General features: G+C 49.8%; 16 protein-coding genes and 2 tRNA genes. 8 read left to right on the plus strand and 10 right to left on the minus strand.

Features of this window, described 5'->3' with window-relative positions; genetic code table 11:
* Positions 1-151 precede the first annotated feature (151 nt).
* The 3 genes from C233_RS0107250 to C233_RS0107260 are packed head-to-tail and all read left to right on the plus strand — an operon-like array spanning position 152 to position 7,851.
* A complete protein-coding gene (locus C233_RS0107250) occupies positions 152-3,241 on the plus strand; it encodes a SusC/RagA family TonB-linked outer membrane protein (RefSeq protein WP_026314778.1) in 3,090 nt (1,029 codons plus the stop codon).
* Between the two features lie 30 nt (positions 3,242-3,271).
* The gene (locus C233_RS0107255; protein ID WP_018666930.1) at positions 3,272-4,834 is read left to right on the plus strand and encodes a RagB/SusD family nutrient uptake outer membrane protein; all 1,563 of its coding nucleotides are present in this window, start codon (positions 3,272-3,274) and stop codon (positions 4,832-4,834) included.
* Between the two features lie 47 nt (positions 4,835-4,881).
* Complete coding sequence (locus C233_RS0107260; RefSeq protein WP_026314779.1) at positions 4,882-7,851, plus strand: glycoside hydrolase family 2 protein; 2,970 nt, start codon at positions 4,882-4,884, stop codon at positions 7,849-7,851.
* Between the two features lie 501 nt (positions 7,852-8,352).
* Here C233_RS0107260 and C233_RS0107265 read toward each other — a convergent pair.
* From C233_RS0107265 to C233_RS0107280, 4 genes are all read right to left on the minus strand, one after another.
* Entirely contained in the window at positions 8,353-9,471 is a 1,119-nt protein-coding gene (locus C233_RS0107265; RefSeq protein WP_018666932.1) for a Fic family protein, read from the minus strand.
* Between the two features lie 258 nt (positions 9,472-9,729).
* Positions 9,730-9,802: transfer RNA gene (locus tag C233_RS0107270), tRNA-Pro, on the minus strand.
* Between the two features lie 16 nt (positions 9,803-9,818).
* Positions 9,819-9,891, minus strand: a tRNA-Phe gene (locus C233_RS0107275).
* A gap of 151 nt (positions 9,892-10,042) precedes the next feature.
* Entirely contained in the window at positions 10,043-11,044 is a 1,002-nt protein-coding gene (locus C233_RS0107280; protein ID WP_018666933.1) for a malate dehydrogenase, read from the minus strand.
* Between the two features lie 208 nt (positions 11,045-11,252).
* Here C233_RS0107280 and C233_RS0107285 point away from each other — a divergent pair, with 208 nt between their 5' ends.
* Complete coding sequence (locus tag C233_RS0107285; protein WP_018666934.1) at positions 11,253-12,101, plus strand: CvfB family protein; 849 nt, start codon at positions 11,253-11,255, stop codon at positions 12,099-12,101.
* 337 nt (positions 12,102-12,438) lie between these two features.
* On the opposite strand, the gene C233_RS0107295 is transcribed toward C233_RS0107285, so the two are convergent.
* The 5 genes from C233_RS0107295 to C233_RS0107315 all read right to left on the minus strand — a co-directional run bounded on the left by C233_RS0107295 (position 12,439) and on the right by C233_RS0107315 (position 18,211).
* Entirely contained in the window at positions 12,439-13,767 is a 1,329-nt protein-coding gene (locus C233_RS0107295; RefSeq protein WP_026314780.1) for a TolC family protein, read from the minus strand.
* A gap of 31 nt (positions 13,768-13,798) precedes the next feature.
* Positions 13,799-14,905 carry an efflux RND transporter periplasmic adaptor subunit gene (locus C233_RS0107300; RefSeq protein ID WP_018666937.1) on the minus strand — a complete coding sequence of 369 codons (1,107 nt, stop codon included), beginning with the start codon at positions 14,903-14,905 and terminating at the stop codon, positions 13,799-13,801.
* A 63-nt stretch (positions 14,906-14,968) separates the two neighbouring features.
* Positions 14,969-16,210, minus strand: coding sequence for an ABC transporter permease (locus tag C233_RS0107305; RefSeq protein ID WP_018666938.1), 1,242 nt, complete (start codon positions 16,208-16,210; stop codon positions 14,969-14,971).
* 5 nt (positions 16,211-16,215) lie between these two features.
* Entirely contained in the window at positions 16,216-17,472 is a 1,257-nt protein-coding gene (locus C233_RS0107310; protein WP_018666939.1) for an ABC transporter permease, read from the minus strand.
* 22 nt (positions 17,473-17,494) lie between these two features.
* Positions 17,495-18,211 carry an ABC transporter ATP-binding protein gene (locus C233_RS0107315; RefSeq protein WP_018666940.1) on the minus strand — a complete coding sequence of 239 codons (717 nt, stop codon included), beginning with the start codon at positions 18,209-18,211 and terminating at the stop codon, positions 17,495-17,497.
* 178 nt (positions 18,212-18,389) lie between these two features.
* Between C233_RS0107315 and C233_RS0107320 the strand changes: the two genes are divergently transcribed.
* A complete protein-coding gene (locus tag C233_RS0107320; protein WP_025068676.1) occupies positions 18,390-19,370 on the plus strand; it encodes an ROK family protein in 981 nt (326 codons plus the stop codon).
* A 540-nt stretch (positions 19,371-19,910) separates the two neighbouring features.
* On the opposite strand, the gene rplS is transcribed toward C233_RS0107320, so the two are convergent.
* Positions 19,911-20,264, minus strand: a complete 354-nt coding sequence (rplS, locus tag C233_RS0107325; RefSeq protein WP_005652416.1) for a 50S ribosomal protein L19 — start codon at positions 20,262-20,264, stop codon at positions 19,911-19,913.
* 226 nt (positions 20,265-20,490) lie between these two features.
* On the opposite strand from rplS, the gene C233_RS0107330 reads away from it, so the two are divergent.
* From C233_RS0107330 to C233_RS0107340, 3 genes are read left to right on the plus strand one after another with little or no spacing between them, the layout of a single operon-like run.
* Positions 20,491-21,261, plus strand: a complete 771-nt coding sequence (locus tag C233_RS0107330; protein ID WP_018666942.1) for a 5'-nucleotidase C-terminal domain-containing protein — start codon at positions 20,491-20,493, stop codon at positions 21,259-21,261.
* Between the two features lie 27 nt (positions 21,262-21,288).
* Positions 21,289-22,134: a bifunctional metallophosphatase/5'-nucleotidase gene (locus tag C233_RS0107335; protein ID WP_018666943.1), complete on the plus strand. Its 846-nt coding sequence runs from the start codon at positions 21,289-21,291 to the stop codon at positions 22,132-22,134.
* A gap of 3 nt (positions 22,135-22,137) precedes the next feature.
* Positions 22,138-25,173: a serine hydrolase domain-containing protein gene (locus tag C233_RS0107340; RefSeq protein ID WP_025068675.1), complete on the plus strand. Its 3,036-nt coding sequence runs from the start codon at positions 22,138-22,140 to the stop codon at positions 25,171-25,173.
* Positions 25,174-25,177 lie beyond the last annotated feature (4 nt).

A 25,177-nucleotide genomic window follows, 5' to 3' on the forward strand; every position in this document is an offset into this window, starting at 1 on the left:
CGTGGTGGGCTTTTTTGCATACTTTTTGTACATAATTACATGTACGAATCGGCTCCGGTCGCTACTTTTGCATGTGTAAAACACAGGATTTGGTATTGGGGTATTATGAAATACACATTACTGTTTCTTTTATATGATAACTTTATTGACCATGAAAAATAAGATGAGAAAGATTTATGACTTTAGGCAGGCGGCAGTCTCGGTACTTTGCATCCTGTTCTTCCTGCTGTGCGGTGTTACGGCGGCAGCACAGAACCGGGAAATCAACGGTACGGTACTGGATGAGACGGGACAGCCTGCTATCGGTGCTACTGTGGTAGTGAAGGGAACGAATAGCATGACTATCACCGGGCTGGACGGGCAGTTCAGCCTTTCCGTACCGAAAGACGCCGCACAACTGGAGATTTCGTATGTGGGTTATGAAACCGCTAAAATAGCATTGACTGCCGGAAAGAACGTGTATAACGTAAAGCTGAAAGTAGCTGATTTGGCACTGGATGAAGTGGTGGTTATCGGTTACGGTACTGCCAAGAAAGGCAATGTGACGGGGTCTATCGCTACCCTGAAAGGAGAGAAAGTGGCAGACCGCCAGAACGAGAACGTGCTGTCTTCATTGCAAGGGCAATTGGCAGGTGTGGAGATTACGACAAACAGCGGTGCGCCGGGCGGCGAACTGGAAGTGCATATCCGCGGCGCAGCATCTATCAATGCCAGCGACCAGCCTCTCTATGTGGTGGACGGCATTCCGGTAGATGACTTGAGCGATTTGAATGCGGATGATATCGAGTCTATCGATGTGCTGAAGGATGCTTCTTCCTCTGCTATCTACGGTTCGCGCGGGGCCAACGGCGTTATTCTTATCAAGACGAAGGAAGCGCAGAAAACAGGCAAGGTGAACGTATCGTTTTCCGCTTCTTTCGGTATGCAACAAATGGAGAAGAAACTGGATGTACTGACACCGGACGAGTGGATTGCGTGGCGTTCGGAAATCAATAACCAGAACTATGTAAGGAATTATGGTTCGAAAGGCGCCACGGCTACCGATGATTATGAAATCCGACTGGCTTATACGGGCGGTTCTGTGAACACATCGTATGTAAATGACCCTCGTTGGACACAACCCGGCTACGGCGGCCTGTTGGCAATTGACTGGCAGGATGAGGTTTTCCGGCTGGCTCCCAAGCAGAATTACACATTGTCCGTATCCAACTCTACAGACCAGTCCAGTTATCGTGTGAGCCTGGGGTATGTAGACCAGAAGGGTATCGCGGTGAATACCTCTTATAAAAGGCTCAACCTGCGTGCTAATATGCAGACTACGATATTCGACCGTATTACGTTGGGGGTTAACCTGGCTCCTTCCATGTCTTGGAATGACGGCGGAACAGCGGATGCCGTGGCCGTGCTTTCCATGGTTCCTTTTGCCGAGCCGGAAGCTGGGCTTTATACCGGCGCGGAGCCTTACAGCAGATATAGCTGGGCGGGTACTCGCGTCAGCCCTATAGCCACGTTGGAGCGTAAGTCGAGTACGGCGGAAGATGCCCGCGTCAATACTTCCGCATTTATCCGCGCTGAATTGTATGAAGGTTTGCGTGCCGAGATAACGGGGGCTTATAACTTCCGCAGTACGCAGTCGCGCAGCTTTTCGCCCAGCTCCATTTCCAACCGGTGGAGTACGGGTGAAGGTTACTATGCAACTGCCAACCGTACCGATGCGCGTAATCATTCTTATCTGTTCCAGACGTTGCTGAATTATGACAATTCTTTCGGCAAGCATACCGTGGGGGCTATGGCAGGTTTCTCGATAGAGGCCAAGAATTCTTATTCTTCCCGCCTGTCGGCGACGCACTTTCCCGACAATCTGGTGGAGAGTTTCGATATGACGGATGTAGACCTGACTACGGCTTATGCCACTATCGGATATCCGGGACGAATGGCTTCTTTCTTCGGTCGCCTGCAATACGAGTATGATAACCGCTATCTGATGACGGCGAGTGTCCGCCGCGACGGTTCGTCCAAATTCGGCAAGAACAGACGTTGGGGTATTTTTCCTGCCGTGTCGCTTGCTTATCGTATCTCGAACGAGCGGTTCTGGCCTGAAGATTTTGTTGTCAACTCGATGAAGTTGCGTGGCAGTTGGGGAGCTAATGGTAATAATTCCCTTTCCGACGGGGCGGCACTGGGGTTGATGTCGAGTGCAAACTACTCTTTGGGCGGCTCGCTGATGAACGGCTACGCCATGTCTTCGCTCGATGTGGAAGACCTTACATGGGAGAAGGTGTATAGCTGGAATATCGGTGCCGACTTTTCATTGTTCAATAGCCGGTTGTCGGTAGCGTTGGATTATTATCAGAAGAAAACGAGCGATTTGCTTTATAAGGTGACGATGCCCGGTATTATCGGTTTTAGCAATATGTGGGACAATGTGGGTGAAGTTCAGAACAAGGGCTTCGAACTGGAATTGCAGAGCCAGAACCTGACGGGGGCTGTCCGTTGGAGCACTTCCTTCAATATGGCCTACAACGAAAATAAGGTGACCGACCTGGGCAACAACGACAAGATATTCAGCAACAGCAATACGCAGGTGCTGATGGTGGGACAGCCCATGCGCAGTTTCTACATGTACGATGCCGTGGGGGTGTACCAGTACTCCGAGGATTTACGGAGGTATCCGGTGCGTAAGGGTACGGCACTGGGAGATGTGCGCTACCGCGACGTGAATGACGACGGCGTTATCAATGATGACGACCGTACGCTGGTAGGCAAACCCAATCCGGACTTTACGTTCGGTATGACGAACAAGCTGAACTGGAAAGCGTTCGACTTGTCGGTACTTTGCACGGCGCAGTTCGGCGGTATGCTTTACAGTATGTCGCCGGGGCGTTATATGGATAATCCGGGTATGGCTATTTCACAGAATGTCTTTTCCTGGTGGAAGAATATGTGGCGTTCGGAAGAGGAGCCGGGTGACGGTAAAACACCGGCACTTAACTCCACTACCGGCGAGCTGCGCGACACGCGCTGGCTTTACAGTTCGGACTACATCCGTATCAAGAACATTACTTTGGGCTATAAATTGCCGATTAGCCGCAAGGTGGTACGTAATGCGCGCATTTACTTCACGGTAGAAAACGTGTGGATGTGGGACAAGTACGACGGCGGATATTCACCCGAGAACAAGGGTAACAATGCCTACCCGCAGGCACGGACTTATACGGTGGGCGCCAACTTCAACTTCTGAAACAAGGAATAACACTTAGAAACATCGCTTATGAAGACGTTTTATCATATATGTATCAGTAGCATCCTCACAGTGGGTATGCTGCTCACCGCTACCTCCTGCGAGGATTGGCTGGAAGTGAAATCACCTACTGCGCGTTCCACGCAGGACTTTTTCCAAACACCTACCCAGGCCGAACAGGCATTGTTGGGTGTCTATAACGGTTTGTTGCCCGTTCCGGAATACATCCTGCTCATGTCCGACGGCCGTTCGGATGACGTATGGACCGAACCCGCCGACGACAAGCAGCGCGATTACGTGGATATCAGCGTATTCAATCCGAGCATCTACACTGCCGGAACGATAAACAGTGCCTGGAATGCCCTTTATCAGATAGTTGCCCGTGCCAACCTTTTTCTTGAAAGGGTAGAGAACCTCGAGTTCGATGTGGAGGAAGATGCTGAGGTGGACGTAAAAGCTACTTTCATGGCTGAAGCGCGTTTTCTGCGTGCTTATGCTTATTTCGAGCTGGTGCGCTACTTCGGGCGTGTACCCGTTTCCACCAAGTCGTTGAGTGCGGAGGAGGCGATGAGCACACCGCAGTCCGAACCGGAGGAGGTATACGGGCAAGTAATCATTCCCGACCTGCAATACGCCATAGAGAATATGGAAGACCAGGCCTACACAAGCAGCGGCGGTATTGCCGAATTGGGACGTGCTACGCTGCCGGCGGCACAGGCATTGCTCGGCAGGGTGTATCTGACTATGGCAGGTTTTCCACTGTACGATACGGCTAAACTACCGCTTGCCGAGGAGGTACTGGGAGAGGTAATAGCCTATGCCGAGAAGAACGGCAAGTATTGGGCGGCCGACGGCGATGAATGGGAGCGTATCTGGATTAGCGATAACGACAATAAGTATCATATCTTCGAAGTACAGTACGTTGCCGAGAAGGATTACGGTAATCCGGTAGTATTCATGTCGGTTCCCAATGTAGGAACGGACTATGTAGGCATTCAGATGTCGGGCAACCGTATAACCTGCTCCGATGCGTTGGCGGCACTTTATGAGGAGAACAAGGCGGATGTGCGTTATGAAGCGACGGTAGACCCTAAGAAAAACTACTTTACCAAATTCTTCGAACATAAAATCAAACGGAAAAAACTGGGGTACAGCGATATCGACGGGCAGATTGTAGACCGTACCTATTTCCCTATCAATTATCCGCTCATCCGCCTGGAGGATGTGATGCTGATGTATGCCGAGATTGTAGGGCCTACGGACGAGGGGATACGGCTGGTGAATAAGATACGTACCCGTGCCGGGCTGGCAGCATTGAATGCCGCGCAGAAAACGGCTGATATTTTCCGGCAATGCGTGGAAGACGAGCGTCGCCGTGAGCTTGCTTTCGAAGGTATTCGCTGGCATGACCTCGTGCGCCACAATACGTATATAGAAAAGATACGTGCGAAGTTCTCGGATAAGGCTGCCGGTACTTCCGTCTATGATAATTATATCAACAATGTACAACCGGGTACTTACCTTTATCCTATTCCTGATACGCAAATGAAAGCGAAAGAGGGGTTGTATCAGCAAAATGAAGCGTACAGATGATGAACGGCGAGAATAAACGGGTACTAATAAAACTAAGTAATAAGGATATGAAGAACAAATTTTATCTGCTTACATTTCTGCTGGCAGCTCTTTTCAGCATAAACGGTTATGCCGCAGAACGCAAGAAGTATAATTTCAACAGTGAATGGCTCCTGCAGGTGGGCGACTTCCCGCAGGCCAAAAATACCGGTTTCGACGACAGCGGCTGGAAGCGGGTCACCCTGCCGCACGCTTTCAACGAGGACGAGGCGTTCAGGTTGTCTATCGAACAGCATACCGATACGGTGGTGTGGTATCGCAAGCATTTCCGGGTGGAGGGTCTGAAAGGAAGAAAGGTATTCGCGGAGTTCGAAGGCGTCCGTCAGGGCGGCGAGTTCTACCTGAACGGCCAGTACCTAGGAATACACGAAAACGGTGTCATGGCCGTGGGATTCGACCTTACCCCCTATATGAAGGAGGGAGACAATGTGCTTGCCGTCCGTACGGACAATGACTGGTTCTATCGCGAACGGCGCACCAACTCCAAGTTCCAGTGGAACGACCGTAACTTCAACGCCAATTACGGCGGCATTCCCAAGAATGTGTTTCTGCATGTTACGGATGAGGTGTACCAGACCCTTCCCTTGTACAGCAACCTGAAAACGACCGGTGTGTACGTCTATGCCACCGGTTTCGACATCAAGGGCCGCACGGCGAGGATACACGCCGAGTCCGAAGTGAGGAACGACAGCCGTGAGACGCGCAGCTTCAGTTACCGGGTGATACTGTCCGATGCGGACGGCAGGACGGTAAAGACCTTCGACGGTGATAAGACTGTACTGGAAGCCGGTGGGACGGGTGTCGTGAAAGCCTCCGCCGATGTCGGTGGCCTGCATTTCTGGAGCTGGGGGTACGGCTACCTGTACACCGTAAAAACCACCCTTTTGGACGACCGCGGGAACATTTTCGACGAGGTGGTGACCCGTACCGGCTTCCGCAAGACGAAATTCGGCCAGGGGAAGGTGTGGCTCAACGACCGTGTCATCCAGATGAAAGGCTATGCGCAGCGTACCAGTAACGAATGGCCTGCGGTGGGGCTTTCCGTCCCCGCATGGCTGAGCGACTACTCCAACGGGCTTATGGTGGAGAGCAATGCGAATCTCGTGCGGTGGATGCACGTCACCCCCTGGAAACAGGACGTGGAGTCCTGCGACCGCGTCGGACTGATTCAGGCGATGCCTGCCGGCGATGCGGAGAAAGACCGCCAGGGGCGTCAATGGGAACAGCGCACGGAACTGATGCGCGACGCCATTATCTATAACCGCAACAACCCGAGCATCCTGTTCTACGAGTGCGGTAACGAGTCTATCAGCCGCGAGCACATGGTGGAGATGAAGGCTATCCGAGACCGGTTCGACCCTTTCGGCGGACGCGCTATCGGCTCGCGCGAGATGCTTGACATCGATGAGGCGGAATACGGCGGCGAGATGCTCTATATCAACAAGAGCAAGAAACATCCGATGTGGGCCACCGAGTATTGCCGGGACGAGGGACTGCGTAAATACTGGGACGAATACAGCTATCCTTTCCATAAGGAGGGAGCCGGACCGCTTTATCGCGGGAAGCCCGCCACCGATTACAACCACAATCAGGATATGCTTGCCCTGGAAATGGTACGCCGTTGGTACGACTACTGGCGCGAACGGCCGGGTACAGGTCTCCGGGTGAGCGCAGGCGGTACTAAAATCATCTTCTCCGACTCCAACACCCATTACCGCGGCGAGGAGAACTACCGCCGCAGCGGCGTTACTGACCCCATGCGCATAGCAAAGGACGCCTTCTTCGCCCACCAGGTGATGTGGAACGGCTGGGTGGATACGGACAAGTATCAGACCCACATCATCGGGCATTGGAACTATCCGGAGAATACGGTGAAACCGGTGTATGTCGTGTCGAACGCCGAGCAGGTGGAATTGCTACTGAACGGCGAGTCCCTGGGCAAAGGGAAGCGCGACTGCCATTTCCTCTTCACCTTCGACAAGGTAGCCTACCGGCCAGGAAGGTTGGAGGCGGTGGGTTACGACGAGAACGGCTGGGAAGTGAGCCGCCATGCCCTGGCGACTGCGGGGGATGCCGCTCGCCTGGAGCTGACGGCGATACAGAACCCCGAGGGTTTCCATGCCGACGGAGCCGACATGGCGCTGCTCCAAGTGGAGGTGGTGGACAAGGACGGCAGGCGCTGCCCGTTGGACAACCGTACGGTCAGTTTCACCTTGGAGGGCGAGGCCGAGTGGCGCGGGGGTATCGCCCAGGGAAAGGACAACCATATCCTGGACACGAAGTTCCCGGTGGAATGCGGTATCAACCGGGCGCTTATCCGCAGCACCACACGCGCCGGCAGGATTACGGTGACCGCCGAGGCGGAGGGGCTTCCGGCGGCTACGCTCACCCTGCACACTGTTCCGGTAAAGGTTACCGGCGGTTTGAGCGAATACCTTCCCCAGATGACCTTGAAAGGCAGGCTGGATAAGGGGGAAACTCCGCTGACTCCTTCCTATACGGATACCATGCACGATGTTGCTATCGTATCTGCCAAAGCGGGTTCCAACCAGGCGGAGGCGGATAACAGCTACGATGACAATGAGTTGAGCGAATGGGCGAACGACGGGCAGCTAAGTACGGCATGGATTACCTACACGTTAGAAAGGGAAGCGGCTGTCGACGACATCTGCATCAAGCTGAACGGCTGGCGTTCCCGCAGTTATCCCCTAGAGGTGTATGCCGGCGATGAGTTGGTTTGGAGCGGCAATACGGAAAAGAGCCTGGGGTACGTGCATCTGAAAACGGACAAACCGGTACGCTCCGACAAGATAACGGTACGCCTGAAGGGGAGTACTACCGATAAGGATGCTTTCGGACAGATTGTAGAGGTGGCGGGCGGAACCGCCAATGACATGGAGAAGAAGGCGAAAGCAGGCAGGGGGAAACATAAGCTACGCATTATAGAAATAGAGTTTCTGGAATGTATAAGGAACTAACCGGATAATGAATTTGAAAAGGGGGAGTTGGGAAATTTGCTCCGTGGAATGAAAAGATTCGTTCCACGGAGCAGAATATTTCATCCCATGAGACGGATTTATTCGTCCCATGAGGTAAATCTTTTCGTTCCGTAGGATGATTCTCTTTAGGCTTTATACAGATTCCTTAGAAAGGGGAAAGCTTTCTGTTTCTTTTTGATGTTTAAAGGCCGCTTCGGTTCTTCCTATATAGGTGATTAAGTGGATTATTACTCTGACAGGACGGTAATTTGCGACTATGCCACAAAATAGGGTAGTGGAAAATAAAGAACCGAAGATATTTATAGAGTATGATGCTGTTTAAGCAACATAGAAGGTCAGAGCGAGTTAGAGGACAAAAGATTTCTTTACTGTTAGAGCGATACCTGTTGATACTGTAGGTTCTTTTTATATTTGGTCGGACGAATACTATACTGCTTGATACAATGAAGTATGTTAGTAATAATGTAAAAGATAATGTTTTTATCCAACAGTTGCAATTTGGTGTTGGTTATTGTCGGTCGTTTCAATATGAAAGGTATTTATCAGTAAATTAAAAAGCTTTGTATTTAAATAAAAGTTGTCCCGTCCTAATTTCATTTTAATTAGAAAACCGGCATTGACTAATTGATTAAGGTAAGAGGTTGCTGTAGGTCGGGTGACGTTCAGTTCATTGCATATGAAGTCAATTTTTGTATAGGGGTGTTTAAATAGATTGTTTAATAAATCTTGAGAGTATATTTTAGGGAGTTGGCTCCTGATTTTCTGTTTGTATTCCTGCATTAGTGCTTTCATGTTTAATATGAGAGATACTGTTTCTTGTGAAGTTTCTTCAAGACCTTTTAAAAGAAACAGAATCCACGGCTCCCATTCTTTTTGCTCTCTGACGACTTGAAGTAAACGATAATATTCCCCTTTATTTTTTATTATATACCGACTTAGATATAAGACTGGTAAATCCAGTAACCCTTGAAGAACAAGGTATAAGATATTGATGATTCTGCCAGTTCTGCCGTTACCGTCTGAAAAAGGATGAATGCTTTCAAATTGGTGGTGTATAATACACATTTTTATCAGTGGATCTAAATCGCTAATAGTATTGTCATTAATGAATGTTTCGAGATTTGACATACAAGACACTATTTCGTCATAGCTTTGAGGAGGTTGATAGACAGCTTCTCCTGTGCGGTCATTTATCAAAGCTGTTCCTGGAGTTACTCTAAAACCTGCTTGGTTATGCTTTATAAGTTTGTAGATTTCAATTATATCGTTGCAAGTTAGTAATTCATGCCGCTTGACGAGCTCAAAGCCATGGATTAAAGCCTCAGAATAACTGTGTACTTCTTTTGCTGCTGGTGAAATTGTAGCATGAAGTGATAATTCAGCCTTGTATAATTCGTCATGCGTTGTGATAATACTTTCTACGGCGGAACTGTCTTTAGCTTCTTGTAGGGATAATGTATTGATTAAAATCGTGGTATTAGGTATTGATAATACGGCTCCTTTTAGTTCTGCCAATCTACGATGTGCTTTTGCTGCTTGTCTTAAAACAGCTTTTGTTTCTACGTCTTGTTTGAGTGGTAAAGTTGGTATTTGATACATGTTGTTTTGTTTTTAATGACATGATACAAATATACATAGAAAATCCTGTTTTTTTTCTATATAAAGGAAGATGTATAAAAAAAAAGAGCTTTCTTTTATATATTACTGTGATGTATAAAAGGAATTTCTATGTTTTAATATAAAAGAAGAATCTCTCAAGTTTTACGTTGCCCTCCATTTCCTATATTCCATATGGCAGGCAGGGCTTTAAATGAAAATAAGCCGTAGTATAAAAGCTACGGCTTATTTTCGTTTGTGTCGGAATGAGGCGACTCGAACGCCCGACCCCTACGTCCCGAACGTAGTGCGCTACCAACTGCGCTACATTCCGATACCTTTTCGGAAAGTGGTGCCACCAGGAATCGAACCGGGGACACAAGGATTTTCAGTCCTTTGCTCTACCAACTGAGCTATGGCACCTTTTTGTTTGCGGGTGCAAAGATAAAGAGTTTTTTTTATACTACAAGGCTTTTTTGGAAAAATATTGGAAAAATCCCCTTTGCGGCTTCTTGAATAGGCGCAAAGGGGATATGAATAAGCTATTTCCGGAATAAATCCTTGTGCTAATCGCTTAGTCTATATTCGGGTTAATGCTGTGCCAGTCCTTAATGGGAGGCAGTACGCCCATTCCGATAACTTCGTCACGCAGCTTGCAGAGGTGTGCATAGCTTTCTTTCAGTTTGCTTTCTTCCTCGGGTGTGCCTTTCAGTTCTTTGTAATGTACGCCGTCTTTGTTGATTTCGGTTTCCATTGCCATCATGATATGGTCGAAACCGTGGTTGTGTACGTATATACCTGCCGGCCAGCGGAAAGGCTTGCCACCCATAGCGGCAGCAATCATCTCGATAGAAATGTACGAGGGACTTTGGAAAGAGGAACGGCCGCGCAGAGCGATGATGTTGGCTCCTCCTTTGGTTACTTTGGACTGTATTTCGCTCCATTGCTCTTTGGTAAGGGCGGGAGTGCCGATGATGTCCGACAACGGTTTACCGTCTACTTTGGCGGTAGAGGCATATACGGCCATTTGCTCGCCGTGTCCGCCGTAGGTGCGGCAATTTTCTATCTTGTCGGGAGCGATTCCGAAGTGCTTGGAAAGCTCGCTGCGCAGGCGGGTGCTGTCGAGGGCTGCTAGGGTGGTAACCTGGGAGGGTTTCAGTCCGGAGTACAGCAGTGTAATCAAGCCGGTGATGTCGGCGGGATTGAAGATAACGACTATATGCTTTACGTCCGGGCAGTAGGCTTTTACGTTCTTGCCGAATTCTTCGGCAATGGAGGCGTTGCCTTTCAGCAGGTCTTCACGGGTCATGCCGGCTTTACGGGCGGCGCCGCCGGAAGATACTACGTACTTGGCGCCGGTCAGGGCTTCCTTGATGTCGGATGTGAAGGTGAGGTTCAATCCTTCGAAGCCGCAGTGGAACATTTCCTCGGCCACGCCTTCCAGACCGGGAGCATAGGGGTCGTATAAACAGATGTTCGGGGTGAGGTGCATCATGATTGCTGTCTGTGCCATGTTGGAGCCAATCATACCGGCTGCGCCTACGATAGTTAACTTTTCGTTTGTAAGAAATTCCATAATTATATTGTTTTAAAGGTGAATGATAAATACTTCTCTTGATTGTTACGTTACAAAGATAACCGTTTTCCGGCAGAGTTGTTCATATAAAAAAGTTATCTTTTAGAGCGAAAAGTTATTCCTTATCTCTATCTTTGCAATTCATGCAGGGGCAGGCGGAGTGTTTTTTGCTGTGCCTTTATTGTAAATGTCACGAAATATAGTTTGTATGAGCATAGGGTTAGGGAAGTTCAATACTTTGAAGGTGGTAAAGGAGGTCGATTTCGGTATGTACCTGGATGGCGGCGAGGAAGGAGAAATCCTGCTTCCGGCGCGTTATGTGCCAGAGGGTTGCAAGCCGGGAGATGAGTTGAGGGTATTTATCTATCTGGATAATGAGGAACGGTTGGTGGCTACCACACTGACGCCGCTGGTGGAGGTGGGGCAGTTCGCCTGCCTGGAGGTGGTGTGGATTAACCAGTACGGCGCTTTCCTCAACTGGGGTTTGATGAAGGACTTGTTCGTTCCTTTCCGCGAGCAGAAGATGAAGATGCAGGTGGGAAAGCAGTATGTAGTTCATGCACACCTGGATGACGAAAGTTACCGTATTGTGGCTTCTGCGAAGGTAGACCGTTATCTGTCGAAGGAGAAGGCGCCTTATGAACCCGGACAGGAAGTAAGTATCCTTATCTGGCAGAAGACTGATTTGGGATTTAAGGCTATCATAGAAAACCGGTATAGTGGCTTGTTGTATGAAAGCGAGATTTTCCAGCCTTTGCATACGGGTATGACGATGAAAGCTTATGTAAAGCAGGTGCGTGAGGACGGCAAGATTGACCTGGTGCTTCAAAAGTTGGGACAGGGCAAGGTGGAGGATTTTTCTGCTGTCCTGCTGAATTATATCCGCGAACAGGGAGGGTGTACCGCTTTGCACGACAAGAGCCCGGCGGAAGAAATTTACGGGATATTCGGTGTCAGCAAAAAGACTTTCAAGAAGGCGGTGGGCGATTTATATAAGAAGCATCTGATACTGTTGCAGGAGAATGGTATCGAGCTGGCAGACACCCCTAATCCTTAATCGCGACAGGGGGCACTATGGGATAGTAGAGAGAAACAGAAGAATGGGGGAAATATTCCCCTATTTTTGTTTTCGTCCAAAGGGTCGATAGGGTATGAACTTGTAAAGAGTATTGCGATGAAACGGATGCCATACCCGTTTCTGTTATCTGCTTCTTTTTCATTACCGTACTTACTGCGACGGATATTGCCGTGTCCATTTCCATAATGCGGGTTATTACCGGTTTAGTGTTGTAAATGCTAAACGGGTGTGCTGTCTGCATTGGATAGAAAAAGCCCTTTCTTTCCATTTGAACGGAGAGAAAGGGCTTATAAACACACAACAACTAAAATTATATTTATTCGATAGGCTCTCCTTTATAGAAATCCAGTATCTTGGTACGGAAAAGGTATTCATACTTGGCTTGCAGTTCGTCGGACTGTGCTTTCATCAGGTTCTGCTTGGCTTCGTTGTATTCTACGGCATTCGCTTTTCCGTTTTCGTACTTCTCGCTCATAAGCTTGAAGGAAGCTTCGCTTGCCAATGCTGCCGTACTACTGCTCGTATATTTGCTTTCGGAGGCTGCCGCATTGTACCATGCCTGTTGAATTTCTTTGTAGAGGCTTTTCTTGGCATTGTCCAGTTGCAAAGAGTAGTTTTCGCGTTGGAGGCGGGCTGTACGTACCCGGTTGCGTGTAGCCAGTCTGTTGAAGATAGGTACGCTCAGGTTGAGTCCGATGTATTTGTTGAAGTTGTCGTTCATCTGCTGGCTGAAGGTACGGTTGATTGTTGAGTAATAGTTCGTACTGAGGCTTCCGTTCAGACTGAGTTGCGGGTAGTAACCGCTCTGGGCGATGCGTATGCTGTGTTTGCTTCCTTCCAGGCGGTACTGCGCCGCTTGTATGGATGCCTTGCTGACCAGGGCTATCTGGAAGATTTCGTCCGGGTGAGTCAACGGGGTAAGTTCTATCTTTACGGCAGGTTCTTCGAGGAGGAAGCCTTCCGGTGTATCCAGTTCGATGAGCTGGCTGAGGTCGAGCAATGCCAGTTGGTAGTCGTTGTCCGCCTGCACTGCATTCATTTCATCTTGTGCCACACGTGCTTTTGCCTCGGCAACTTCTGCCGGGGAGGCTTTCCCTACTTCCGCCAGCCGCTTGATACGGTTATACTGCTCTTTGCTCAGCTCCACCTGTCCTAAAGATACCCGGTGCAGTTCTTCGTTGAACAGTACTTGCAGGTAGGCGGAGGCGATGTTGATAGAAATGTCTTCTTTGGCTTTCTCCAGGTCGGCAAGGGCGGCTTTCAGGTTCAGCTTGGCCAGGGCATACTGGTTGGGTATCTCCAGGCCGGTAAACAGGGGAATGCTGGTGGAAACGGACATGTTGGTCCCGTGGCTGTCGGTATTGACGTAGACGGTGGAATAGTCGCCGGTGTTTTCATCCTTGACGGCAGTCTGCGTGCGTCCCCAGTTCCAGTTTTGTCCGGCGCTGGCATTGAGGTTCGGCAGGCGTGCCCATTTGGCGGTATTCACTTCGATGTTGCTTTGTTCGGCGGCATTGGCTGTCTGGCGGATGTCGATGTTGTGCTCGATAGCATAGTCTATGCACTGGCGCAATGACCAGCGTTGCTGTGCCTGAACTTGCATGCAGCCCAGAACTGCCATACATATGAGTAGATTTTTCTTCATGGTGTTTCTGTTTCGTCTTGAAGTAATGATGTTATTTATCTTTTTTCTCTGCACCACGCACTTTGTCTTTAGCGGTCAGCCCGCTCTTGACGGCAATCTTGATACCGTCGCTCATTCCTATTTCTATTTGCCGGCGTTTGAACTTTTGCCGGGGCACGCTGTCGGTCAGTACATATACGAAAGTGCTGTCTCCGCTGAACTCGACCGTACTCTCCGGCAGGGCGAGTGTCTTTTGGGCGCGTTCCAGCACGATTTCCGCATTGGCGGAGTATCCGGAACGGATTTGTACGCTATCCGGTGCTTGGATGGCCGCTTTGATTTCGAACTGGTTGGCTCCGTTCTCTTCCACTCCTTTGGGAGAGATGTATTCCAGTACGGCGTTGAACGACAGGTTTTGCAAGGCGCCGATAGTCAGCTTCACGGGCATTCCCTCGTGTACGCGTCCCACTTCGGTTTCGTCCAGGTTGCCGCGGAAAATCAGGTTGTTCATATTGGCAACGGTGGCGATAGTCGTTCCGTCGTTGAAGGTGTTGCTCATGATAACGGAGTTACCGACTTTGATTGGGATGTCCAGAATCAGTCCGGTAATGGTGGAACGGATTAGCGTACTGCTGAATGAGGCACTGTTCTTGGTGATGCCTTCCTTTACGATTTCCAGGTTGTCTTTGGCGGTTTGCAGCTCTTCGCGTGCCTGCTTCACGTTTACCTCGCCTTTTTCGTATTCTTCGTTGCTGATAAGCTTGTCGTTGAACAGTTTCTCGATACGCGCGAAGTCCGTCTCGGCTTGTTTGGCATTGATTTCTGCCAGGCGTACGCGGCTCTCGGCGGAGTTCAGCGTACCCAGCTCGGGAATAACCTTTACTTTGGCAATCACTTCGCCCTGTTTGATACTTTGCCCCGCCTCTTTATATACCTCGGAAATGATGCCGGAGATTTGCGGCTTGATAAGCACTTCGTCTCTCGGTTCCACTTTACCGGTAGCTACGGTGGTCTTTTCCAGGTCGGTTATTTCCGGAACGATAGTTTCGTACACCTTTACCGTGGGTTGGGACTTCTGGTACAAGAACACGAATGTCCAGACAAATATGGCAGCTACCACTACCAGCAATGCGATTTTCAGATACTTCTTTGTTTTCATCTTATTGTTGTTTTATTTTTTTCTTTATATATCATCTTGTCATTCTGCGGCTTTATCGTTTTTTCACTCGTCCCTGATTGCTTCAATCGGTTTGATAGCCATTGCGCGGTAGGCCGGGGCGAGTCCTGCCAATACTCCCAATGCAATGAGGAGGGCGCATGTACCGATAGCCAGCCCGAAAGAAACCTGGTAATGGGTCTTGATGACTCCCGGTTCGTTCGTGGCGCTTTCCAGGATTTGCAGTATGAATACGGCAAAGGAGATGCCTGCCATGCCTGCTACGGTGGTCAGTACCATGCTTTCCGAAAGGATTTGTTGCAGGATGTCTTTAGGACGGGCGCCGATAGCACGCCGTATGCCTATTTCCGTAGTACGTTCCTTTACCGTGACCATCATGATGTTCGATACGCCGATAGCACCGGCAAACAGCGTTCCCAGTCCCACCATCCAGATAAGGATGCGTGTACCCGTCATCAGGGTATCCATCATGGAGAACATGGCTTCCGCATTGAGGAGCATAACCGCTTGCTTGTCGTCCGGCGAGATGTAGTGGGCGGCCTTGACGAGGCGTTCTATTTCCGGCTCCACGTCCGTAACCTTCACTCCCGGTTGCATGATGAAGCATACTACGTCTATCTTTTGTCCCAAGTTGTATGTTTGCTGCATCGTCGTGAAAGGCAGGGTGACGGCTTCCGACGCCTGTCCCTGTATGTTGACGTTGCCTTCGGAAGAGCACATGCCGATTACGCGGTAGTAAATGCCGTTTACCCTGATATATTTCCCGCAGGGGTTCTCGCCCGGTTTGAAAAGGCTTTCGTACACACGCTTGCCGATGACGCATACTTTCCGTGCCTCTCGTATATCCACATCGTTGATGAAGCGCCCGTAGGTCATTTCCTGGTGTTCTATTTGTTCGTATTCGGGATACAGCCCTTTTACGCTGCATTCGTATTTGTTCTCTCCGTAAACGGCGGTCTGTCCCCAAAGGGCGAACGACGGTGTGGCTATTTTTATGCCGTCGATGTTGCGTACCCGTTCCACATCTTCCATTTCCAAGTCCCACCAGCGTCCCTTGCGGAAGCCTTTGTAAGCCTCGCTCGTCTTTTGGGCGGCGATGAAACCGGAGTTCGTGGCGAATCCCTCGAACTGGGCTCTCATGGTTTCTTGCATGCCTTGCCCGCCGCCGATGAGCGCCACCAGCATGAAGATGCCCCAGAATACGCCGAATGCCGTCAGCAGGCTGCGTGTCTTGTTTCTTGTTATCGTAACGAGGATTTCCTCGCATGTATCTATGTCTATTCTCATATGGTTTAATCTGCTCTAAGTGCTTCGATAGGACTGATGCTTACCGCTTTCTTCGCCGGGAAGAATCCGGCGAGCGTGCCGGCTACGATTAAGGTCAGCGTAGCTTGTATGGCGATGCCGATGTCTACTGTCGGGTCGGAGAACATCCTTGCCTGGAACATGCCTGCGTCCGCCGTCTGGTCGCCGAAGGCGGAATTCATCCATTCCGTCACTCCGATACCCGCCACCATGCCGATGTAGCCGAAGAAGGTGGTAATCGTAACGCTTTCCACGATAATCAGCCAGAGGATAGAAAGGGGCTTTGCACCCAGCGCCTTGCGTATGCCGAACTCGCGTGTGCGCTCCTTGACGGTAATCAGCATGATGTTCGATACGCCTACGATACCGCTTAGCAACGTAAAGATACCTATCACCCAGATAGCCGTACGAAGCAGGCTTGCAACATTCTGCGTCTGTATGTATTGCGTAAAACGGTTCCATATCCATATGGCGCCTTCATCTTCCGGGTCGAAACGGTGGTTGGCTGCAATGACCCTGCGGTATTCTTTTTCGAATGCCTCGTTCGCTTCTTCACTCGTCAGGTTTTTGGTGGTGAAAATGATGTTGTTGAGCTTGTCGCCTTTGTTGTAAATGATTTGCATGGTAGAGAAGGGAATGAAGGCCATACTGCTCTGGTCACCCTGGTCTTCGTATAACCCCGCTACTTGGTATGCCACACCGCCTGCGTTGACGAACTGGCCGACCGGTTCGGTATGCGACTTCCCGAAAAGAATCTCCGCTGACTTCTTGTGGAGGATGATGACTTTCCGCCGCTCTTTCACATCGTTCTGGTTGATGAAACGACCGCTTGCGGTTTTTACAGCCTCGGACTGTACGTAGTTGGGGTGTACGCCCATTAAGGAGATGTTGATGTATTCTTGTCCGAAGCTGATGTTCACATCGCCTTGCCACAGGGTAGCACCGGCGGTGATGATGTTGTCCGGGAAGTATTTCTCGGTTGCGGCGAGGTCTTTGTTCTCCATTTGGATGCGCCGTCCTTCCTTCAGGCCTTCGTACGATTTGGTTGTCCAGCCACCGCCCAGGCGAATGGAGTTCAGTGCACGCTCGGAGGCGTTCTGCTCGAAGGCATGGATAATGCCGTTGCCTGCTCCCAATAGTACGATAAGCATAAAGATGCCCCACGCTACTGCAAAGCCGGTGAGGAACGTGCGCAGCTTGTTGCGCTTGATTGTACCGTATATTTCTTGCCAAAGGTCTATCATAATCGATGTGGTAATGTGTTCGCTATTTCATATATCCGTCTTTGCCGAACGGGGATGCGTCGTGGTTCAGGTTCTCTTCGATACTGCCTATCACGCCGTCCTTGATGTGGATAATCTTGTCTGTCTGGTTGGCAACGCCGCTTTCGTGGGTTACGACGACGATAGTCATCCCTGTCTTGTGCAAGTCTTTCAGGATTTGCATGACCTCTACGGAGGTCTTGCTGTCGAGGGCGCCGGTCGGCTCGTCGGCAAGGATTACCTGGGGTTGGGTAATGAGTGCACGGGCGATAGCGACACGTTGTTTCTGTCCGCCGGACATCTCATTGGGCATGTGGTGCGCCCAGTCTTTCAGTCCCAGGCGCTCCAGGTATTCCAGCGCCATAGCATTGCGTTTCCGGCGGCTTACTCCCTGGTAAAAGAGCGGGAGGGCTACATTCTCTACCGCATCCTTGAAGGATATCAGGTTGAACGACTGGAAGATGAAACCAATCATGCGGTTGCGGTATTCGGCGGCCTTGGTTTCGCTCAGGTTTTTGATGAGCGTACCGTTCAGGTAATACTCTCCGGTATCGTAGCTGTCCAGGATGCCCAGGATATTGAGTAAGGTGGATTTACCCGACCCCGACGCTCCCATGATAGATACGAATTCTCCCTGCCTGATGTCGAGATTGATACCTTTGAGAACATGCAACGGTGCTCCGTTATTGTAGGTTTTGTTAATGTCTTTTAGTTGTATCACGATTTTCCCTGTTTATTGCTTTGTTCTTATTGATTTTCACTATTAGACGCAGTAATGCTACGAAAAGTTGCAAAAGCATCGAAGTTTTTTAAAAAAAGATTTTGCAGTGTCGTTTTTCTTTGTGTAATTTGTAACCATTAATGTTATAACTAACCCTTTAAACAAAAAAGTAAATATCATGAATTCAAACATGGAGAAACCCTATGTAGTGGGGATTGACATAGGCGGGACGAACACCGTCTTTGGTATCGTGGATGCACGTGGAACTATTATTGCAAGCAGTTCTATTAAGACCGGAGCTTATGAACAGGCAGATGATTATGTAAACGAGGTGTGTAAGAATCTTCTTCCGTTGATTATTGCAAATGGCGGTGTCGATAAAATAAAAGGTATCGGTATCGGTGCTCCCAACGGCAACTATTATAGCGGTACGATAGAGTTCGCTCCGAATCTTCCCTGGAAGGGAGTGATTCCTTTGGCTGCCATGTTTGAAGAACGTCTGGGTATCCCTACTGCGTTGACCAACGACGCCAATGCTGCCGCTATCGGCGAAATGACGTATGGCGCTGCGCGCGGTATGAAGGATTTTATCATGATAACCCTGGGCACGGGCGTAGGTAGCGGTATTGTGGTAAACGGCCAAATGGTGTACGGCCACGACGGTTTTGCCGGTGAGTTGGGGCATACTATCATACGCCGTGAAAACGGACGTCTTTGCGGATGCGGCCGCCACGGTTGTCTGGAAACTTATTGCTCGGCTACGGGTGTGGCGCGTACTGCACGCGAGTTCCTTACCGCACGTACCGAACCGAGCCTGCTGCGTGCTATCTCGGCCGAGGAAATCACGTCTAAGGATGTGTACGACGCAGCCATACAGGGCGATAAGCTGGCACAGGATATTTTCGACTTTACCGGTACTATCCTGGGCGAGGCTATTGCAGACTTCATCGCTTTCTCCAGCCCCGAGGCTATTATCTTGTTCGGCGGATTGGCTAAATCGGGCGATTATATCTTCAAGCCTATCCAGAAAGCTATCGATGCCAATGTATTGACTATCTATAAGGGCAAGGCCAAGCTGATGATGTCCGAGCTGAAAGACTCTGATGCCGCTGTGCTGGGAGCCAGTGCATTGGGCTGGGAGTTGAGGGACATCAAGTAGAACCCGGTCTTTAATAAAGGATACAGTCGAGGGTGTTAAGATTCACCGCAAATTATACGAGTTTACACAGATTGCCTATCTCGATAATCGATTACTCGATTTCAAATTGTGTAAGTTCGTGTAATCTACGATGAATCTTAACACCCTCTTTTTCGATATGTTTCGGAGAAATTCTCAACCGTATCGAACGGCTTTTCCGTTGAGGCGAAGTCCCTCCTTCTCTTATGCACTCAGGAATATTATTGTAGGAAAAACATGTTTGCTTATCTCTCTTTCGCTTTTTATCTCCTTTAGTTCATGTGCGATAGCGGGTGAAGAGTCGTTTGAGGGGAGTTGCATGAAATCAGCTTGTGGTACGGATTGTCCCGTCCCGTAAGGTGGATTTATCCGTCCCGTGGGATAGATTTATCCGTCTCATGGGATGGATTTATTCGTCTCGTGAGGCGGATAGTTTCATCCCGCAAGACAAATCCAAGGCACTAAAAAAGGGAAACCAACTGATTCGGCTTCCCTTTTTTATTTAGAAATAGGAGTCTGGAATTAACCGTTGACTCTTTTTTCTTTAATTCTTGCTTTCTTACCTGTAAGAGCACGCAGATAGTACAGTTTGGCACGACGCACCTTACCCACTTTGTTCACCTCGATGCTGTCGATAGCCGGTGATTCAATAGGGAAAATACGTTCTACACCTACAGTACCGGACATTTTACGTACAGTAAAACGTTTCTTTTCTCCGTGTCCGGCAATCTTGATAACAACGCCGCGGTACAACTGTACACGTTCCTTGTTACCTTCGACGATACGATATGCTACTGTTACAGTGTCGCCAGCTTTGAAGCTCGGATGCTGCTTTCCGGTAGCAAATGCTTCTTCTGCAATTTTAATTAAATCCATTGTTCTTATTATTAAATTGTTTTATCGTTACAACGCAACATACCAGGCTTCTCTCTTGGTGTCCTGACAGCGATTGCGCGAAAGCGGTGCAAAGGTAGTTTTTTTCTTTTGATTGACAAAGAGATGCAGGCTTTTTCTTTTTTGCCGTACTGAAAGAAAAACTATCCCCTCTTTGGGATTCCAGCAAAAGAAAAGTATATTTGTAGCAACTTAATAAAGAACAGAAATGAAAAAGAACTATTTGAAACTTGTCGCCGGAGCAGTGCCGGCAGTGATGTTTTTATTGACGTCCTGCCATTCTGCCTACGAAGTGACGAAAGTGGAGGGACGTATGCAGCCGATAGATGCCGCATACGATGCCAGTCCCGATGCGGAAGCTGTGGCATTGCTTGCTCCTTACAAGGCAAAGGTGGACAGCGTGATGTACCGGGTGGTGGGCACTGCCGAAATGTCTATGGATAGAGGTGCTCCCGAAAGCCTTCTCTCCAACCTGGTGGCCGATGTGCTGCGCCAGGCAGCCGTGCAAGTACTCGGAAAGCCTGCCGATATGGGGCTCGTGAATATGGGGGGCTTGCGTAATGTGCTGACGGAAGGGGCTGTTACTTGCGGCAATATCTATGAAATACTACCGTTTGAGAATTCGCTGTGTGTGGTTACTTTGAAGGGTGTTTACCTGAAACATTTGTTCGAGAATATAGCGGCACGCGGCGGCGAGGGGGTAAGCGGAGTGCAGTTGCAGATTACCAGAGACGGGAAGCTGTTGCAGGCTACCGTAGCCGGCAAGCCGGTTGCGGATGACAAGCTGTACACTGTCGCCACTATCGACTACCTGGCGGAGGGCAACGATGGTATGGCCGCCCTGATTCAGGCTGAGAAAAGAGACTGCCCGCAGGGAGCGACTCTGCGCGGCTTGTTTATGGATTATGTGGAACGGCAGACTGCGGCGGGGAAGAAGCTGACTTCGCGCATGGAAGGAAGAATTACCGTGAAAGATTAAGGATTGAAAACTAAAAAAGAGAAATCGATGAAACGTATATCTATATATTGCCTGCTGATGTTCTGTGTATTATTGACAGCATCGGCACAGCATACCAAGCAATTGGTTATCTTGCATACGAGCGATACCCATAGCCGTATCGAACCGGTCGACCCGCATGCGGCCGACCAGTATGCCGGTATGGGCGGAGCAGTGCGCCGTGCCACTTTCCTGAAAGAGTTCCGTGCCGAAAATCCGGATGTCCTGCTTTTCGACTGCGGCGATATTTCGCAAGGCACGCCTTATTACAATCTTTTCCAGGGTGAGGTAGAGGTCGAAATGATGAACCTTATGGGGTATGACGCCATGACTATCGGTAACCATGAATTCGATTTCGGACTGGAGAATATGGCACGCTTGTTCCGTATGGCGGACTTTCCGGTGGTATGCGCCAATTATAATGTAACCGGAACCATTCTCGAAGGTTTGGTGAAACCTTATGTTGTGCTGGAACGCTGCGGCATGAGAATCGGCGTGTTCGGACTGAGCCCGAAAATGGAAGGACTGGTGCAGGCTGACAAATGTGAGGGTGTGGTATATCATGAACCGATTGCTGTGGCGCAGGATGTAGCCGACCATTTGCGGGCGAGGGAGAAGTGCGATATCGTTATCTGTCTTTCGCATCTCGGCTTCCGCAGTAAGAGTGGAGCTTGCGACGAGAAGCTGGCGGCGGAAACCGAGGGAATCGATATAATTCTGGGCGGACATTCCCATACGTTTATGGAGAAGCCGGTTTTTTATCTGAATGCCGGTGGTAAGAGCGTCCCGGTATTGCATACCGGCAAGAATGGTATTTTTGTAGGAGAATTAGATTTGACATTGACTGAGGAGTAGTAGATGAAAAGACTGTTGCTGTTTGTTCTGGTTGTTATGGGATGTTGCGGGCGTTTCGCATCCGATGCCAAACGTTGCCCGGCAGCACCTGGTGTTATAGAACCCGTAGCGCCTTTACTGGTGAGGCATGTGCAGAATGATGCGTGGTGTCGGCTATGGGTGGATTCGGTATTGAACGGAATGAGCCTGAAAGAACGTATAGGGCAGCTTTTTATTTATACAATTGCTCCTCACCGGGATAAGCCTAACCGGGAGCTCTTGCGTAAGGTGGTCGAGGACTATAAGGTAGGCGGCCTGCTGTTCTCCGGCGGAATATTACAGAATCAGGCTATGCTTACGAATGAGGCGCAGCGTATGGCGGATGTTCCTCTGCTGATTACGTTCGACGGAGAATGGGGGCTTTCTATGCGCCTGCAGGATACTCCTGTCTTTCCGAAGAATATGGTATTGGGTTGCATACGGAACGACAGTCTGATTTATGAATATGGCCGCGAAATGGCAAGGCAGTGCCGGGAACTTGGCGTGCAGGTGAATTTCGCTCCTGTGGCGGATGTCAATATCAATCCGGAGAATCCGGTTATCAATACCCGTTCTTTCGGTGAAAGCCCGGTGAATGTTGCCGGTAAGGTAGTCGCTTATGCCAGAGGGCTGGAGGACGGGGGAGTGCTTTCGGTATCCAAGCATTTTCCCGGTCACGGAGATACGGATGTGGACTCGCATAAGGCGCTTCCCGTCCTGCCTTTCACGCGCGAACGTATGGATAGTGTGGAGTTATATCCTTTTAAGGAGGCTATCCGGGCAGGATTGGGGGGTATTATGGTAGGGCATTTGGAAGTGCCGGTCTTAGAGAAGAAAAGCGGATTACCTTCTTCCCTTTCCCGGAGTGTGGTTCATGATTTGCTGGCGCATGAGTTAGGGTTCCGGGGGCTCGTCTTTACGGACGCCCTTGCGATGAAAGGGGTGTCGGGCAATGAGTCGCTGTGCCTGAAAGCGTTGAAGGCGGGTAATGATTTGCTGCTCGTTCCTCGGCGTATCAAGGAGGAAGTGGATATTATATTGGATGCAGTGAAACGCGGTGAGTTGACGGAACGGGATGTGGAGGAAAAGTGCCGTAAGGTATTGACGTATAAATATGCCCTTGGGCTGGACAAGAAACCGGCAATTCGCCTTTCCGGCCTGGAAATGCGGATTAATACGCCTTATGCACGCGATTTGATTGGCCGTTTGAATAAGGCTGCCATTACTGTATTGGGCAATGAAAAGGAGGTGCTGCCGTTAGACCCGGCTGTTAAGGATGTTGCCGTACTGAATGTCGGTGCGGCCGCGGGGATACGGCCTTTTATCGAGCAACTTTCCGGATATACGCATCCGGTGGAGTTCCTGTTGAGGAAAGATTTGACGGTTGCAGGGCGTAAGGCTTTGAGGGAGAAGCTGTCGCAGTATAGGCGTATTTTGGTTTGCGTAACCGAGCGTAGCCTGAAGGCTTACCAGTCTTTCTTTGCGGAGTTTACCCCAGGTGTTCCGGTAGTATATGTATGTTTTGTGCCCGGTAAGCAGTTGTTGCAAATACAACGGGGCGCGTCTGCTGCCGAAGCGGTGGTATTGGCGCATTCCTCGGACGACGAGGTACAACGGCAGGCTGCCAGGATACTCTATGCGGATGCTGTGGCAGACGGCAGGCTTTCGGCAAGTATCGGTAATTTGTTTGCAGCCGGGGAAGGGGTGAACCTGAGTCCGCAGACGAAGCCTTATTTGGTTCCGGAGGAGCATGGCATGGATTCCCGTTTATTGGAGCGTATCGATACGATTGCCCGGGAAGGTATACAGAAGGGGGCTTATCCTGGTTGTCAGGTAGTGATTTTGAAGAACGGGAAGGAAATGTATAATAAGGCTTTCGGTACTTATACGTGGAATACCAGGAATAAGGAGGCTGTTCCGGTGACACCGGCGTCTGTGTATGATATCGCATCTTTAACGAAGACAACGGCTACCTTATTGGCGGTAATGAAGCTTTACGATAAGGGGCGCTTGAGCTTGACGGATTGCGTGTCCGATTACCTTCCATACCTACGAGATACGGATAAGCGTAATATTACCGTTAAGGAGTTGCTGTTCCACCAGTCCGGCTTGCCTTCTACCTTGTTGTTCTACCGGGATGCAATGGACGAGGACAGTTACACCGGTACATTGTTTAAGGGGCGGCCGGATAAGCAACATCCCGCCCGTATCGGCAGGCAAACGTGGGCTAATCCGGGATTTCGTTTCCGTCCGGGGCTAACCTCGAAGGTACGTACCGCCGAATGCTGCTTGCAGGTGTGCGACAGTCTTTGGCTGAACAGTTCTTTTAAAAAGGAATATCTCCGGAAAATAGCCGATGCTCCTTTGAGAGATAAACGGTATCGGTATAGTTGCGTGGGTTTCATCTTGTTGCAACAACTGGTTGAGGCGCGTGCAGGAATGCCTATGGACGAGTTTCTGGCTCAGGAGTTTTATGCTCCTATGGGACTGGAACGCACCGGGTATCTGCCGCTACGATTCTTGCCTAAAGAGGAAATCGTACCTTCGTCCGTCGATGCTTTTTTGCGGAAAACGACTTTGCAGGGCTTCGTGCATGATGAATCCGCCGCTTTCCTGGGTGGCGTTGCCGGTAATGCGGGGTTATTCTCTACTGCCGGGGAAGTGGCGCAGATTTACCAGATGCTGCTGAATGGCGGTGAATTGAATGGGAAACGTTATTTGAGCGGGGAAACTTGTAAATTCTTTACTGCTACGGCGGCCAGGAGTTGCCGCCGCGGTTTGGGATTTGATAAACCGGATGTACGGAACCCGGTAAAGAGTCCTTGTGCTCCTTCCGCTCCTGCATCCGTGTACGGTCATACGGGCTTTACCGGTAGTTGTGCATGGGTAGACCCCGATAATGAGCTGGTTTATGTATTCTTGAGCAACCGTATTTATCCGGATGTGTGGAATGCGAAGCTGCAAAAGCTGGATATCCGGGAGAGGATACAGGAGGCGATGTATCAGGCGGTATTGAAATAGAGGT

Source organism: Bacteroides gallinarum DSM 18171 = JCM 13658, assembly GCF_000374365.1.
Lineage (GTDB): Bacteria > Bacteroidota > Bacteroidia > Bacteroidales > Bacteroidaceae > Bacteroides > Bacteroides gallinarum.